Source organism: Alicyclobacillus fastidiosus, from assembly GCF_026651875.1.
Classification (GTDB): Bacteria; Bacillota; Bacilli; order Alicyclobacillales; family Alicyclobacillaceae; genus Alicyclobacillus; species Alicyclobacillus fastidiosus.
Map to the genome: position 1 here is coordinate 4,176,807 of NZ_CP104067.1, position 15,151 is coordinate 4,191,957.

11 protein-coding genes and 1 pseudogene are annotated in these 15,151 nt (G+C 47.2%); 2 read left to right on the forward strand and 10 right to left on the reverse strand.

Annotated features, from left to right (window positions below):
• Positions 1-107: 107 nt before the first annotated feature.
• The 7 genes and pseudogenes from NZD89_RS29815 to NZD89_RS20590 all read right to left on the reverse strand — a co-directional run.
• Positions 108-1,052, reverse strand: a pseudogene (locus tag NZD89_RS29815) (MrcB family domain-containing protein); the annotation flags it as partial.
• Between the two features lie 840 nt (positions 1,053-1,892).
• Positions 1,893-2,204 carry a winged helix-turn-helix domain-containing protein gene (locus tag NZD89_RS29820; RefSeq protein WP_369125216.1) on the reverse strand — a complete coding sequence of 104 codons (312 nt, stop codon included), beginning with the start codon at positions 2,202-2,204 and terminating at the stop codon, positions 1,893-1,895.
• Positions 2,205-2,650: 446 nt separating this feature from the next.
• Entirely contained in the window at positions 2,651-3,685 is a 1,035-nt protein-coding gene (locus NZD89_RS20570) for a ThiF family adenylyltransferase (RefSeq protein ID WP_268004574.1), read from the reverse strand.
• Between the two features lie 488 nt (positions 3,686-4,173).
• A complete protein-coding gene (gene moaA / locus NZD89_RS20575; RefSeq protein WP_268004575.1) occupies positions 4,174-5,259 on the reverse strand; it encodes a GTP 3',8-cyclase MoaA in 1,086 nt (361 codons plus the stop codon).
• A gap of 63 nt (positions 5,260-5,322) precedes the next feature.
• Positions 5,323-6,528, reverse strand: a complete 1,206-nt coding sequence (locus NZD89_RS20580) for a molybdopterin molybdotransferase MoeA (RefSeq protein ID WP_268004576.1) — start codon at positions 6,526-6,528, stop codon at positions 5,323-5,325.
• Between the two features lie 934 nt (positions 6,529-7,462).
• Positions 7,463-7,834 (reverse strand): molybdenum cofactor biosynthesis protein MoaE, encoded by a 372-nt coding sequence (locus NZD89_RS20585; protein WP_268008563.1) that lies wholly within the window; start codon positions 7,832-7,834, stop codon positions 7,463-7,465.
• Positions 7,835-7,843: 9 nt separating this feature from the next.
• The gene (locus NZD89_RS20590) at positions 7,844-8,089 is read right to left on the reverse strand and encodes a MoaD/ThiS family protein (protein WP_268004577.1); all 246 of its coding nucleotides are present in this window, start codon (positions 8,087-8,089) and stop codon (positions 7,844-7,846) included.
• Between the two features lie 71 nt (positions 8,090-8,160).
• Here NZD89_RS20590 and moaC point away from each other — a divergent pair, with 71 nt between their 5' ends.
• On the forward strand, positions 8,161-8,664 hold the full coding sequence (moaC, locus tag NZD89_RS20595; RefSeq protein WP_268004578.1) for a cyclic pyranopterin monophosphate synthase MoaC: 504 nt from the start codon (positions 8,161-8,163) through the stop codon (positions 8,662-8,664).
• Between the two features lie 817 nt (positions 8,665-9,481).
• A complete protein-coding gene (locus NZD89_RS20600; protein ID WP_268004579.1) occupies positions 9,482-10,519 on the forward strand; it encodes a cytochrome ubiquinol oxidase subunit I in 1,038 nt (345 codons plus the stop codon).
• 767 nt (positions 10,520-11,286) lie between these two features.
• Here the strand turns inward: NZD89_RS20600 and NZD89_RS20605 are convergent.
• The 3 genes from NZD89_RS20605 to cydD all read right to left on the reverse strand — a co-directional run bounded on the left by NZD89_RS20605 (position 11,287) and on the right by cydD (position 15,146).
• On the reverse strand, positions 11,287-11,481 hold the full coding sequence (locus NZD89_RS20605) for a hypothetical protein (RefSeq protein ID WP_268004580.1): 195 nt from the start codon (positions 11,479-11,481) through the stop codon (positions 11,287-11,289).
• A 194-nt stretch (positions 11,482-11,675) separates the two neighbouring features.
• Complete coding sequence (gene cydC, locus NZD89_RS20610; protein ID WP_268004581.1) at positions 11,676-13,430, reverse strand: thiol reductant ABC exporter subunit CydC; 1,755 nt, start codon at positions 13,428-13,430, stop codon at positions 11,676-11,678.
• Between the two features lie 12 nt (positions 13,431-13,442).
• A complete protein-coding gene (gene cydD / locus NZD89_RS20615) occupies positions 13,443-15,146 on the reverse strand; it encodes a thiol reductant ABC exporter subunit CydD (protein ID WP_268004582.1) in 1,704 nt (567 codons plus the stop codon).
• Positions 15,147-15,151 lie beyond the last annotated feature (5 nt).

Consider the following 15,151-nt stretch of genomic DNA (forward strand, 5'->3'; position numbering starts at 1 on the left):
TGAAACTTTGTATCATCCACGTCCTCGCTTACTGCTCTTGAGACGAGAATATCCTCATTAGTGGCGGACAAGTCCTGCACATCTTCCATGTGTCCCTTCAACTCACGATAGACACCTATCATTGCATTGAGATCGGCGAAGAGAACAAAATCCTCTGGGACTCGCGACGAGTCGTAAAACTTCCCACAGATATGACCTAACTCATACCCTTCAGCAAGATTACCTGTATGATGAAGGTCAATTTCGGTCGTGTCGAAGTCATTCAAGTTCGAAGTTAAAACTTCACGCCATGCTAAGGTAACACTTCGGATTTCGTTACGAGCGTCGCTTATTTTACGAGGGTGCTTTTCCTTGTAGTAAGTCCACCCTTGGTTCAACGAGAGATAAACACCTGACATGTCGGCTCTGAATAGATAACAAATGTAGATACCATGTGTGGCACTATCTGTAATGTCCTTGTCAAATATGCAAATCCACGGTATTGCCGCCCAATTCCCCGCTCCTGTAGATCCCTTGACCGTATATTGTCTTGTATCAATTAACGCACGTACGTGATTTGCTGTTGTTGTACTTACAAACTGACGTAATGGGGGTTGACCGCTGGTCAGGCTTGCCGAAGGGTATTCATTTAAAACTAAGACAGACCGATTAGCCAAGTCAACCTCGTGTGCGTAAATGCGGGTACATGCGCCGATTCTAACTCCCGTATCCAGTAGAAATGAAATCATCAGCGCATCCCTTAGGCCAGTCAAAGTCTGCAGGTCACATTGCTCAAGTAGCCTACGTTCCTGCGCTTTTGTGATAACCTGAAATTCCTCTTCTGGAACCCTCAATAAACTGACATTATCAAACGGTGTTTCCGTTAGAAGCCCTTCACTGACTGCCCAGTTGAACATCGCTTTGACCGTCCTGAGACGAATGTTAATGGTTGACGGTTTCAGCTTCTGAACGGTTATCATGTGCGAGATCCACGCTCGAATGACTTCACGATTTGGTACAACGGTGTCAAGACCGCTGTACTCCAAAGCTAAGAAACTGCGTAACCACCTCATGTGTTTGACGTAGTCCTCAAGCGTACGATCTGCTGCTCCAGCCGCCTGCCGTGCGGCATAATAGCGATTGAAGAGAGTTTCCAGTGTGAGGACGTCAAACTTCGTTACCTGTACAGCTTCTTCATCAACCGCCCACGTTTGCGGGCGTTTCTCACGTCATTAGTAGCCATACAGTGTCACTCCCGTCGGATACTTAGTCCAACGGTCACGGACATGAAAAAACGCACCCGACCGCTAAGTAGCAGTAAGATGCGTTTCACTCAAAATGTAACTTGAACCATAACATTGCCTCTCACTTCCCCAAAAGCTTGCCGAACGCCACCGTCCGCCTGAAAAACTGCGTCAGAACTGGATTTTAGGCAGGCAGTCTAAATTCCACTTCCATTATTCCAGATAGCATTTCACGAATATCGCACTGAAGGAGGAGTTAAATAATCCCCGCACCACACCGTTGTGGTACTTTTGGCAACTTTATGCTTCTCGATTTTACTTTTGGCAACATTATGGGTTAACGCCCTATAAAGAAATGACAGTTCGCGAAAAAACAGTGTTCTAGAGTATCGACCACATTACATGGACTCCAATACCACCAAAACTTAGTAAACATCTGTTCTTCTGATGAGTTAGGTCGTCAGTTCGAATGATTTAACAATATTAGAAATTTACGCTCATCCGACCTAACAGCTTGACTCGTCAGCTCCCTCCACGGTGTTCAGCGCAATCTCTATAGGCAACATCCACACCAGGTACACGCTCGGTAGGTATTTGTTTTCCATTCGTGACTTATCATCTCTGGGCACTTAAATTAGACACAACTCGTGCTTTGGGGGAAAATTCCCGTTAGCTCCATTTCGTGTCCATCCCTTTAATTGCAACCAAGTACGCTGGATTATGAACGTCGTCCTCCAGATTTTTCCGAATACGATGTATGCATTGATATAACAACCTTTCTGATGTATTTGACTCTCCCCAAACATACTGAGCTAATCTCTGCTTTGATACCGGATGTCCTAGGTTTTGTACAAAACACTGAAGAGCGAGCGTCTGACTCCTAGAAAAAGACGTATGTAACCCCCTTTTAACTAGGATTCCACGTTCGACATCTAACTGGCACGTCTCACCTAATTCCAATACGCTTCTTAAATTAATCAAACTATCACCCTAATTGTTTGTGTTTTCTATAAAATCCTTCCAAGGTTATCCTATCGAACTCGACGTTGGTCTCGCTACGAGACTAGACAAATAAAATAAAATGAAGAAATTGGGTTCTGGTGCAAAAATTCACGAAACCATAATATACAGTGGTCTATCGTAAACGAATCCACACTACATATGGTGTATTAAAATATTTTTGCACCAGAACCGATCAACACATCCTGAAGATTCGCATACCGATTCCAATCAGCTGATTGAAGATAATTACCTTTTCACACGAAGATCGTCAAACACGTGAAAGCTCTCGAAGTCTTTCGTTTGAGCATCCCTCCCATTGAAAACTATTAGAGTTCACGTTTGTACTACGCACGGATAGAGGATGATTACATAACGTGGACTTCTTCATGACCATTCACGGCATACACTGTGTCTATATCACCTACCTACATTCCGATGTATCTTGCGTAAAGGCTTCGTGCGGTCATTTCATCATCAACTCCGTGGATTAGCGCCCGTCCATCGGCAAATAGTGTGATTTGTTTGTCCCCAAAATCACAACGAAGGAGATCCGGATTATGCCGAACCTCTCCGAAATTAGCAAGTTGTTGGGCCATTTTCGGTAGCGACACGCCGAGACCGGTCGATGGTCGAACTTGTATCGTTCTGCGTCCGCAAAACGATACAGTTAACCCGTTCGCGCGACCCGTGAGCGACGTAAACTGCCGTTTTTGGCAGCACGGACAGGCTTCCTTTGAAACGCCAAACTTCACGCTGCGAAACTCATTTTTCCATACGTCCAAATAGGTAACTGAGTTTGCCAGTGAATCAGAGTTGCCAGTTAAGTACTTTAACGTTTCTGCAACCTGATAGGATGCAACAATTGAGACCACAGGCGCTATGACGCCGACCGTATCACATGTATCGTGTCCGCCGCCACTAGTATTGGGGCCAAATAAGCAGACCAAGCAAGGGGTGTGACCCGGACGAAAGAAAGCGGTTGTTCCATACGAGCTGACTGCACCGCCGTATGACCAGGGGATATTGTGCTTTACGGCAACATCGTTGATTAAATATCGGACTTCAAAGTTGTCAGTCCCGTCCACAATCACATCCACGTCCGCCAAAAGACGCTCGGCGTTCTGTGAGTTTACATCCTCAATCGCAATCTCAATCTCGACTTCACGATTCGCCGCCCGTAACTTCTCTGCTGCAACTTCGGCTTTGGCTCTTCCTTGTTCCGCATCCGCTTCATCGTAGAGCGACTGTCGCTGCAAATTTGATGGTTCAATGATATCCCTGTCAATCAGTCGGACAAACCCAACGCCAGCGCGTACGAGTTGGCTCGATAGCGCAGTGCCAAGCGCGCCCATGCCAACAATTGCAACACGTGCCTTACGCAGTAATAACTGTCCCTCTACCCCAATCGGCTGGAACAAAACCTGCCTGGAGTATCTTCCGATTTCCATCACACGTTCCATCCCTTTCACCTCGGTCATGCGCGCTATGCATGAACATGGATACAATGGATAAGTCCATACAGTTTAGTCTTCGTATAGATTTACAAGAAAAAGTAATAAACAACGTGAACGTGCTTGACCGTTGACATCATAACCAATTTCGAACTTACCATTCCGGTGATTCCCCTTTAATTCCATTTACGACATTTATTGGGTTCACTATGAAAATAATCTTTTTTCAGGCCCTTCGATACCGTCCCAAGTTTCCATTGGGTACCACACCTATATAAAAGATGATCACCTTAGGGTCATCATAAAATCACAACCTGAATGACCAATTGAATTAACGACACCTTGCATTTCATTTTCAGTTAAAATGGATACACTTCTTGCTGTCGGAATGGTCGTCATTCTACTACCGAACAAAAGCTGCCATGGTACTTCCCGTTGTAAAACGCTCCAATGTCTTTTTCACCTTGTCCCTGTTTCAGGTCCGATATTACCTCTCTTCACCCGCCGATGTGGGACATCTCCACCTTATTTTTACGAACTGACAAAGCAGACCGTAACTCCGAATATCTGTCGTCCCGATTCAGCCACACTCGACTGATGAACGAGCGAAGCTCCGAATCAGAGGCCCCACTTCGGAGCATTGAACGAAGATCATGCCCTTTTGAAGCAAATAGACAAGTATACAGCCTCCCTTCCGATGAAAGCCGCGCTCGGGTACAAGCACCACAAAATGCACGTGTGACAGAAGCGACAACTCCAATTTCTCCTTGCCCATCTAGGTACTCGTATCGCTGCGCGACCTCCCCAACATATTTCGGAGGTTTGCGGCGAAGCGGCCATACGGAATGAATCACCGAGATAATTTCATCCGCCATGACAACCTCATTCATATTCCAGCCGTTTGAGTTACCTACATCCATGTATTCAATAAAACGTAGGACACAGCCTGTGCCCCGAAAATAATTCGCCATTGCAAGTATGGATTGTTCATTCCAGCCCCGTTTGACCACCATGTTAATTTTCACTGGTGAAAGTCCAACGTTTGTTGCCACATGAATGGCGTCTAGAACCTTTGATACGGGAAAGCGAACATCGTTCATAGCCATAAATGCATCATTGTCCAACGAATCCAGGCTAATGGTAACCCGATGTAATCCTGCGTCCTTAAGACGCCTTGCCATTTTATTCGTCAGCATCGATCCGTTAGTTGTAAGTGCGATGTCGTCTACCCCAAGTTGGGATATACTACTGACGAGCTCATCAATCCCTTTCCGTAATAAAGGCTCACCACCAGTCAAACGGATCTTACGTACTCCCTCTTCCTTAAACAACTTAACGAGCCGTGTAATCTCCTCGAACGTGAGTAGGTGATTAGAAGGTAAAAATGCAAAATTTGGCCCAAAAACTTCCTTTGGCATACAGTAACGACAACGGAAATTACACCGGTCTGTCAGAGAGATGCGCAAATCTCTGAGGGGGCGTTGAATACGATCACGAACGCTTTGGTCACTTTCTTCTCCTGTGCGGTCATGCCCTATATTCACCCGTTCGCCAGGCTCACCGCAATTTTCTCCGACATGCATGCTTTAACAGTTCCTTTCACTATGAAATATCACGATGCCAAGAACGAGAACGCTTCTTCGAGTTCATCCGATCCATCTCAACGGTACCACTGTTCCAGGTTCAACCTCATTCTCATCCAATCGGACCAGACAATTCGCAATTGCAAATCCGGACACTACACCTGGCGATTGAGCCATCCCAGTATCTACCCAGACTTCGCCGTGACGAATTACAGCTTTCGCTCGCAAGATGCGTACGAGTTTCATCGGTTTCAGCCGAATAGCCGTCTGTAGCTTCCCTGTGTCCGGAAATTGTTGTACTTCCCATCCAAGAGTCTTTCGGATGGTTGGTCGAACAAACAATTCAAACTGGATTAGACACGCTGCCGGGTTTCCTGACATGGCAAAAATTGTAGATTGGTTTAGCCGTGTACCGACCAATGGGGCTCCTGGACGCATAAGAACGCGTTCAAGGACCAACTCACCACCCAGTTCACGTAAAACACCTGGAACGAAATCAAAATCTCCTGCAGATACCCCTCCGGTAAGTAGGACATAATCGAACCGGACGGATGCCTCCACAATAGCTGTAGCAATCGCCGTCTTATCATCCTGAACCACTTGAACGGATTCGACCAAACACCCGTCCCGCTCAAGTGCATCTTCGAGATACACATCAGTCGATGCATAGATTTGCCCCGTTTTAAGCGGTATCCCGACGTCCGCAACTAACTCGTTCCCTGTCACGATTATTGCAACGCGAGGTGGTGCCGCCACTGTCACCTCACGGATTCCAAAGCTCTTACAAACAGTAAGTCTAGCGCCATTGAGCTTCGTCCCAGAATTCAGAAGTACTTGCCCGCGCATTCCATCATTAGCTACCGGTTGAACTGACTCCCCTGCAACTATCGGGTGAATCACTCTGATCTCCCTGTCCCCACTCTCTCGACACCACTCCAATCGTGCAATACTGTCCGCCCCTTCGGGGACAGGTGCACCAGTGGTAATTCGTATGGCTTGACCATCCTCAATCCTTAGTTTATGGCCGTCACCCGCTGCAGTTTTACCTATCACCTTCAATTTTGTGTTGGGACCCTTTATATTCTCAGCACGAAGAGCAAAGCCATCCATCATGGCGCGCGGGAATGGCGGCAAGTCGATTTGCGCTATCGCTTCTTCTGCAAGCGTACGATTCTTCGCCTCGGACAATGGAATAGTTTCTAGACGCCCTTGCACACTTAAACCTAAGGCAATCGTAAACGCCTGATCAAAGGAGGTAGGTTTGCTCATACGGACCACGACATCGTATCTTGTAATCCTCGACCGAACCTATCAATCATCTTCCTGGGAATCCCGAACAAAACGCTTCGTACTCCTGCAAACTTGGCTAATCGCATGAATAACTGTCTATCTGTTTGCATCTTAATCCACTCCTTTCAAGGCTCGTGCCCGCCGATAAGCATTTTGCTGTTTATAGCCGTAATCCTTCGCATCGATGAGAAGGGCAAATAATAATATCACTGCTGGACGCTACCGTTCGTACCGCGAACGATAGACCTTTCACCTATGGCGGCTTTTTTTAAAACTCGTCTAGTGTCACCTGAGTAAAACCCATTCGACGGCTAATATTCTCGAACCGCGAACAAATACTCCCTCAAATACTCCCTAGTCATAACACATATATGTGAGTCTTCACGTTTTGTCTAAGAATGAAAGCTAAAATACGACCCTCTCGCGCACTTGTCTTTCTCGTTAAACAGAGTATGTTCATGATCCCCCTCATGTAGGACGTATGAGATGTATGAAAAAACAAAAAAACTCCACAAAACCAAACACCCCAATGAATAGGGGTAATTTGCTTTCGTGGAGTAGTTTAAAGCACATCCTGTACCTTGCACCAATCCTAGTTGATCTGCGAATTAATCATATCGAACATCATCAAACTCGTCCAGTCTTATGGGACGCTCCAAGACAAATTGTAATTGTCATATCCTGGACAGCATTCTGCAGTATTTTCGATGTAATCTATCTTGGGTCGCCGGTATATCCCCTAACCCGTGGACTTTTCCCGTCTCGCCGTTACTTAATCGTCCTTTTTACATCTAGTTACACTTGTAACACCATGCTACTACACAGACACTTCGCGACCTAGAAAATTTCACTTCTTAACTTGACGTGTTTTGTTCTGGTGGTTGTTCATTTGCTTGCCACAGGTTTTGGCCGTCTACATAGACCTTTTCCAAATGGTTACTTCCTTTTTCAAACGCTCAATCAGCGTTCGTGCGGCTAAGTGTGAACTGGACGCACCGCAAATAACAGCGATGTCCTGCGGCTCCAAGCGGCCGAGGCGGTGCCACTGTAGGGTTGCTACACCACCGTATTGTGCTTCTACTTCTGTTTGGATCTGTTTCATCTGCAGATGTGCCATTGACGCATACGCTTCGTAGGACAGATGGCTGGTTTGACGGCCGCGAGTCCACTCGCGCACGGTACCGATGAAAATGACTGTGCCACCGTGATTAACATCCTCTAAATAGTGATATGCTTCGTCGACAGAGAGTGGGTCTTCGGTAAGGCGTAGCGCATCGCTCTCCAGATCCGATTTCTAACCGCCCCCAACAGGAGGAATCAGGGCAATATCGTCCGTCGCGGTCAAGCGTTGACTGGGAGAGCAAATTGTTCGGTTTCGTGCGACCATGGCATTGGTCAACAACGGCGTCAAGGCGGGGTACTTTTGTCTGATGTAAACGAGCAACTCGTCGGCGCTGACGTCGCCGTCGAGATCGAGAACGAGTTCGTTTGCACCAGCAGCTTCCCGTAGGTTTGCGAAAAGTCGAACGTACAGTTGCAAGTCGAGTCACCTCGTGACAGAGTATATAATGAGTGGTGAAAGCCGCTATTTGATTTTAGGAGGCCGAAACGATGTCTGAGAAACGTTTTACGCATTTCACCGAAGATGGACGTCCTGTTATGGTCAATGTAACAGAAAAATTGCCAACAAAACGCACAGCCATTGCAGAATCGACTGTCAAAATGCGAGCAACCACCCGCGACACCATTGTACAACAAGGGATTAAGAAGGGCGATGTTCTCGCTGTTGCACAACTGGCCGGCATTATGGCCGCAAAAAAGACGTTCGAATTGATTCCACTGTGCCATCAAGTTCCGCTTCACCACATTTCTCTAACGTTGGCCTTCCAAACAGATCAAGTGGAGATCGAAAAAGCCTTGCTACACATCGAAGCTCGTGTTGAGACATCCTATCAAACTGGCGTAGAAATGGAGGCATTGACTGCGTGTAGTATCGCAGCGTTAACCGTCTATGATATGTGTAAGGCGATTGATCGTGGTATGGAAGTTTCTACCACTCGACTCGTTTACAAAAACGGTGGAAAAAGCGGCTTATTTCAGGCAACTCCTACTTAATTCGAGAGCCCTGGCAAGTTAAAAATAAGCATTTATCCAGGTTGTTGAGTACTGCGTTTCGGTAAATAAACTACGAAGGCGCTTAATATATCCGTTCACAAACCGTCATTATCCTTATCCCAGTTTGTTAAGGTGAATACGATTGTCTTTCCCATTTCCCTTTACAGTTTGGGGGAATGGATTTGAAACAGATTGACGTAGGGGGATTTGGGACCAGGATCTGTCCACTTGGCAAGTTTAGCAGAATAGCTGACGATTTCGTGGTTTTGCAATTCAAGGGTGCAACGCTGACACAACGCTTTAACATTTTTTCTTCCAACTCATCCGGTACATTCGATAACCCACTTGAATTAAATCGTTATAATGTCCTGTAGGCCAAAGGTTTTCATAGTGGCAACGTGTTAAATTCCCCAATCTCGGCAATCAGGTAAGTTACAACTAACTTCACCGCACCACGTAGGGTGGTCTGTAGCACCTAAACAACGGATGCACGCTCTCTTTTCTGTTATCTCCTAATGTAGTTACATCGTGGTACCTTACGGAAGATGTGTACACGCGTACACCAACACAATCCCCGTTTATTATAAAGAAAACATGTTTAGCTCGACTCCTATCTTTCCGCCATCCGGTAATGGAAGAGGTGTTGACTTTTGAGCCGGCGGTACCGTCTCCTTCCGTAAGCTATTCTACAAGTGAGAGCCAGAGCCAAATTGATTTGACGGGGGGGATTTGTCGAATCTGATCGAACTATTTTTCGTCTGCATAGGATGAACATATGTGGTAATAATACCCGTAGGATTGGAAAAAGGGCGTTATTGTGGACCACGTTCATCTCGCTAGGGTATTGTTTGGTTCTACGCTGGGATTTCACATTATTTATGCCACACTCGGCGTTGGCATTCCGTTTATGGTAACAATCGCTGAAGTCACGTATGCCTTGACCGGCGATATAGATTATGCCATCATGGCAAAGCGATGGACAAGAGGATTTACGGTGTTGCTCGCCGTGAGTATCACGACGGGTACGACGGTGGCGTTACAGTTAAGTCTATTGTGGCCGAAATTCATGCAACTCGTCGGGCAGATTATTGCACTTCCGTTTCTGATAGAAATCTTTGCTTTTTTTATGGAAGCATTGTTCATGTCTATCTACGTTTACGCAGCCGACAGAATTCCACGTCGTTGGCGCATAGCGAGTGTCTTGTTAGTTGCCATCGGGGCAGCTGCTTCGGCATTGCTCATTACGGATGCGAATGCCTTCATGAATGCTCCACAGGGGTTTCGCCTGGAGAATGGGAAGGCAGTGGACGTACATCCGTGGCAGGCCATCCTGAATCCTTCCTTACCCACCTCCGATTTTCACGTGCTGATGACCGCGTACATGACAGTTGGGTTTGTGACAGCGGCCGTAGCAGCATATGGTCTGTTGAAAAAGTCACATACGGAGCGTGAGCGCCAGCATCAGTACAAGGCATTGATGCTTTCCTTAGCGCTTGGTGGTACGTTTGGGATAGTGGCTGCCATCAGTGGTGATATGTCTGGCAAGTATCTTGCTGGCCACCAACCTGAGAAGCTTGCGGTCGCAGAAGGACTATTTAACACGCAAGCGCATGCGCCGTTGGTCATTGGCGGGCGGGTCAGTCCGTCAAGGCAAGACGTCATCGGCGGAATCAAGGTACCTGATATGTTAAGTTGGTTGGCGACCGACCGCCTCGACGGCGTTGTCAAAGGCTTGAATGACTTTCCTCGCGATACCTGGCCACCACTGTTTCTCCATCTGTTTTTTGACGGCATGGTGGGGATTGGGACAGCGCTCATCTTTTTTTTGGTTTCGGCGAGTGTTCCTAGCAAATAGGGCATACGCGACAAGCCGTAGGGTACATTTTTAAGCCGAGCATATTCTTGTCCACAACAGCATATGGTTTACAAAGGAGCCGACAGAGGAGAGAATAGTATGTTTTCCACACAAACCTCTGTTTATAACAGAAAAACGGGATCTCTATGCCTGCCTCCTCACACTGATAAGACTGTGGAATCACAAGAAGGCCGACCCTTTCCGACGGATTCTGTTCCGTCGGTCGTGACCGCATTGCGCATTCCTCCGCATTCCTCGGTGATTTGGGATTGATGCTCCCTCGCCGGGCTTGGTCACTCATGCCAGCTAATGGGTTCTTCACAGATGTACATATCGTGGGCAACAGATTTACGTAATCAGATACTGACCAAACCGTGTAAACTCGTGCGCACTCGGTTCCGACTTTCCGCGTACACCGAGGATTTAAAGACCGTGGTTTGTAAAGTCGAGTAAATTACGGCACCAAACCCCAATGACGATAACAATCCGACTGTGACATCCATTGGGAGTACCGAAACAAAGTTTTCCTGTTCTTTCAGGTTCGACTCGCCTTAAGCGAATCCCTAATACGACACAATGCTCACCAGTCCGTTGTGTGCGTGTTCTCATGTCGCTGCGACCTCGATCTACCCAAGGCTGTATCGGGTCTCTTCACGGACGGACCGGTTCCCACAATAGACTTGAGACTATCCTTTTACCCATGCCGTACACAATGCGGCGACAATCTACTCAAGTCCCCAAAAGACATTTCATAAGAAGTGCCTTAATCATTCATTTCTCTTACATTCATCGTCATTTTTATCCATAAAACCAATACGTTTTAGCTCGTTTTGTAATGTGGGAACAAAGTATCTGTCCCACCCATCGCAACAAGAAGCGCATTGACTCTCATCTTGGTATTGAGATAAAGTTTCAAATTCAATGTTATTCATACCGTCACCTTCTAATTCTTTATTATTCACCGTATCACTTCGTGTCCCAAGAATGTCATACAACAGATGTGAAGTACGAAAGTTGTTCCCATTGACCTCACCTCAACCGAAAATATATTTTCCACATGTAAAATATGACGTCCTACATTACCCTCAGTTTAGAGGAGCGATACTTTCTCCCTCCGGTGCACTTAAAATCATGTGCCAGTGACGTTTACATGTTTTCAAAGCACTCCCTGGCGGTAGATTAAACTCGGGTTTCCTGAAATCCGAGCATATTGACGATAACCTTTTTCATACCAACCACCTTGCTGTACTAGTTCTGCATGAACCCCGCGTTCAACGACGCGTCCCTGTTTCAAGACGATTATTTCATCCATCTGGTCCATAACAGCGTAGCGATGGGTGATCAAAATAATGGTTCGTCTCAGCGCGCTCTCAAACAAGCGGGTGTAAAACTCCTGTTCGGATTCCAAATCTAGGTAACCAGTCGGTTCATCCATTAAAAGAAACTGCGCATTGAGAAGCAACGCGCGGGCTAGTGCCAAGCGTTGCCGCTCACCACCAGAAAGTTGACTGCCTCGTTCACCGAGCACCGTTTCGTAACCTTCTGGCATGTTCTCAATCCGCTGATGAATCTGGGCTAGTTTAGCAGCTTCAATAATTTCCCTAAGTGGTGCATTCGGAGACCCTAACGCAATGTTATCGCGAATACGACCACGAAACAGATGTGTTTTCTGTGACACAACCGCAAATGTAGACCGCAGTGTAGCGGTATTGAAAGACTTCAGTTCCACACCATTCAACTGAATCGATCCCTCGGTGTAAGGATAGAGACCCGTGAGAATGTTCAGTAATGTAGTTTTCCCGGAGCCGCTCTGTCCAACAATCGCGATTTTTTTCCCTGGACCCGCTTCGAATGAAACTTTACTGAGAGCAGGTGAAACACCTGTGGCGTAACGAAATGAAAGTTCTCGAACAGTCAAAATTCCACTTTGAGGTTCCGGTTCTCCGAGAATGAACGGTGTAACGGGATAAGACTCAAGTTCCCGAAGCCGTTCTACTCCGGCCAAACTGACACCTGCCTGTTCAAAAGCTGAAAAACTAGGTGCCACGGCCTCAAACGCAGCCAATACAAACAATGCGATCATAGCGACGTCGACGCCCTGTACGTGCCTTGACCCGACGCTTAGTTCCCAGAGGACGGCACAAGTAGTCAATCCCTGGACCAAGAGAAATGCCGACTGAGCAATACGCTGAGAGCTGACGGATCGAATATCAGTTGCACGCAGCGTGTCACCCAAGTCAGCCAACCGATTTAAAAATGTGGATTCCTGACAAAATGCCTTAATGTCTTTCCAGCCGCGCACTGAGTCTGTCAATATCTCACTAACCTTTGCCCGATTTTCCTGCGTGCGGCGTCCCAATGATTGCCGATAGCGAATCAATGTACTCGGCACCAGCAACCCAGCCACCCAAAGACCAATTATGGTTGTCACGGCGATTTCTACACCAAAAGGACTGAGCACGGCAAACGTAAGTGCAACGGCAAAAACAGCAACAAGCGTGGGTGCTAACGCGCGAATATAAAGGAACTGAACCGAATCGACGTCGTTCAGCGCCAAAGACAGGATGTCACCGAAAGTCCGTCCAGAAATCTGAAATGGAATCCGTCTCTCGAGCATTTCGAACAGCCATTCCCGAATTTTGACCAATGACCGAAGCGCTAAGTCATGCGACACCAATCGCTCTGTATAACGGAAGGCCGCCCGGGATAAGCCGAAAAATCGGACCGCTACGAGTGGAACGTAAACCAGCAAAATGGTTGAAGGATGCAAAGCCGTGCGGCTGATGAGCAATCCGCTAACACCAAGCAGGCCAAAATTGGCCCCGAAATAAGAAAAGCCCAGAACGATTGCGAGTAAGATGCGCCATCGAAAAGGGGCAACCCACTTCAGTACCCAGATCCACTTTTGCATTGGTTCCCCTCCTCAATCTGCGAAGCGATACTCTTGTTTCGTTTCACAATCTTTTCTGATTCCTCTAGATGTGAGCAAGATCACCCGGTCCATTCGGCTCGCGAGTCCGGGGTCATGCGTAACGACAATCACGGTTCGATTCACCATTAGCTCGTCAAGTGCCGTTTCGATTTCTGCAGCGGTTAATGGATCGAGATGTGCCGTTGGCTCGTCCAGGAGAAGTAGCGGAGATTTTCGTAACCAAGCCCGTGCAATAGCAATACGCTGGGCTTCACCTCCACTCACCATCCTACCCCCATCGCCAATTTGCGTATCAAGTCCATTTGGTAAGGAGCGAAACCAGGTGGTCAACCCGGCTTTTCGCAGGACATTGTGCAACTGATCATCTCCAACCATTTCGCCCATCGGTATGGCCATCAGAAGGTTGTCTCGAATCGATCCGGAAAAAATATGTGGTTGCTGGTTCAGTAGGGTCACCAGTTTCCGCCATGTAGGAGATGCCAAGGTTTGGACCTGTTTACCTCCCACCTCAATGATTCCCGCCGACGGCGACAAGGTTCCGGACAATAGTTTCAGCAATGTGGTTTTACCGCATCCGCTTGGACCTACTATGGCAATCCTTTGTTCCGGTTGAATGGTTAAGTTGAATGAACCCAAAGTATCCTTCTTTTCACCAGGGTAATGAAACCGAATATTAGTAAAACGAATATCTGGTAATCCGTTCGCAATGGTCCAGGGAATATCGTGTGCATTGATTTCCTCGTCTGGTTCGTCAAACAGCTCAAACAATGACTCTGCTGCAGCAAGCCCATTGAGTCCCGCATGAAATTCGCTCCCAAGCGCTCTAATCGGTTGGAAAAATTCCGGAGTAAGGAGAAGCACCGTCAAGGCGGGTGTGAAAGCCAACTCTGCGTGAATTAGTCGCAGTCCGAGTGCGAGCGCAACCGCTGCCGTTCCAAGCGTGGCAAACAGCTCCAAAACAAAAGCGGAAAGAAATGCTATCCGTAATGTCTTCATAGTTGCAACCCGGTTGGCATCGCCAATACGGGACAAAATGCGCTTGGCATCGGTGGATCTTGAAAACAACTTTAGCGCCATTAACCCTTCAATCATCTCAAGAAAACGTGAAGACAAGTCTTGCAGCACGTGCCACTGTTTGTGCGCAACAGAGTCTGCCCCTTTACCTAGCAAAATCATAAAGAAAACGATAACCGGGGCGGTAATGACGAGCAGAACCGCAGAAATCCAGTCCAGCCGAAGGATATAGATTAGCAACACAACAGGAACGAGAACCGCCTCAATCGATTGCGGCAAGTATCTCGCTAAGTACGACTCTAGATTCTCTACCCCTGTCACTGCAGTCGTCGTCAATTCTCCAGTCTGCATTTTTTCGATTTTTACCGGACTGAGCTTAAATAGCTGTGACATCCAATGAGAACGAATGTCGAGTTTTGCATTAGCCGCAAAACGAGCCGCGCTCCAACCCGAAACAGCTCCAAAGACACTGCGCGCCAAAAACGTGATCGCCAGTTCAGCGGCGATTACGAACAAATTCGTGTATTGTGGAACGTGCAAGAATAGAATGCCGATCCAGACAGCCATAAAGTGGGCCTGCAGTAGCAACGAAACACTACTGCAGACACCCAGTGCGAACGTCCACGCTATCAAGAATTTTGTTGCCGATAATTCGCGTATCAATCGAGCCTGTACATTCATAAGTC

Bases quoted from the DNA above. Each gene is read 5' to 3' on its own strand.
- NZD89_RS20570 (WP_268004574.1), bottom strand. From the start codon at position 3,685: ATGGAACGTGTGATGGAAATCGGAAGATACTCCAGGCAGGTTTTGTTC.
- moaA (WP_268004575.1), bottom strand. From the start codon at position 5,259: ATGCATGTCGGAGAAAATTGCGGTGAGCCTGGCGAACGGGTGAATATA.
- NZD89_RS20580 (WP_268004576.1), bottom strand. From the start codon at position 6,528: ATGAGCAAACCTACCTCCTTTGATCAGGCGTTTACGATTGCCTTAGGT.
- moaC (WP_268004578.1), top strand. From the start codon at position 8,161: ATGTCTGAGAAACGTTTTACGCATTTCACCGAAGATGGACGTCCTGTT.
- cydC (WP_268004581.1), bottom strand. From the start codon at position 13,430: ATGCAAAAGTGGATCTGGGTACTGAAGTGGGTTGCCCCTTTTCGATGG.
- cydD (WP_268004582.1), bottom strand. From the start codon at position 15,146: ATGAATGTACAGGCTCGATTGATACGCGAATTATCGGCAACAAAATTC.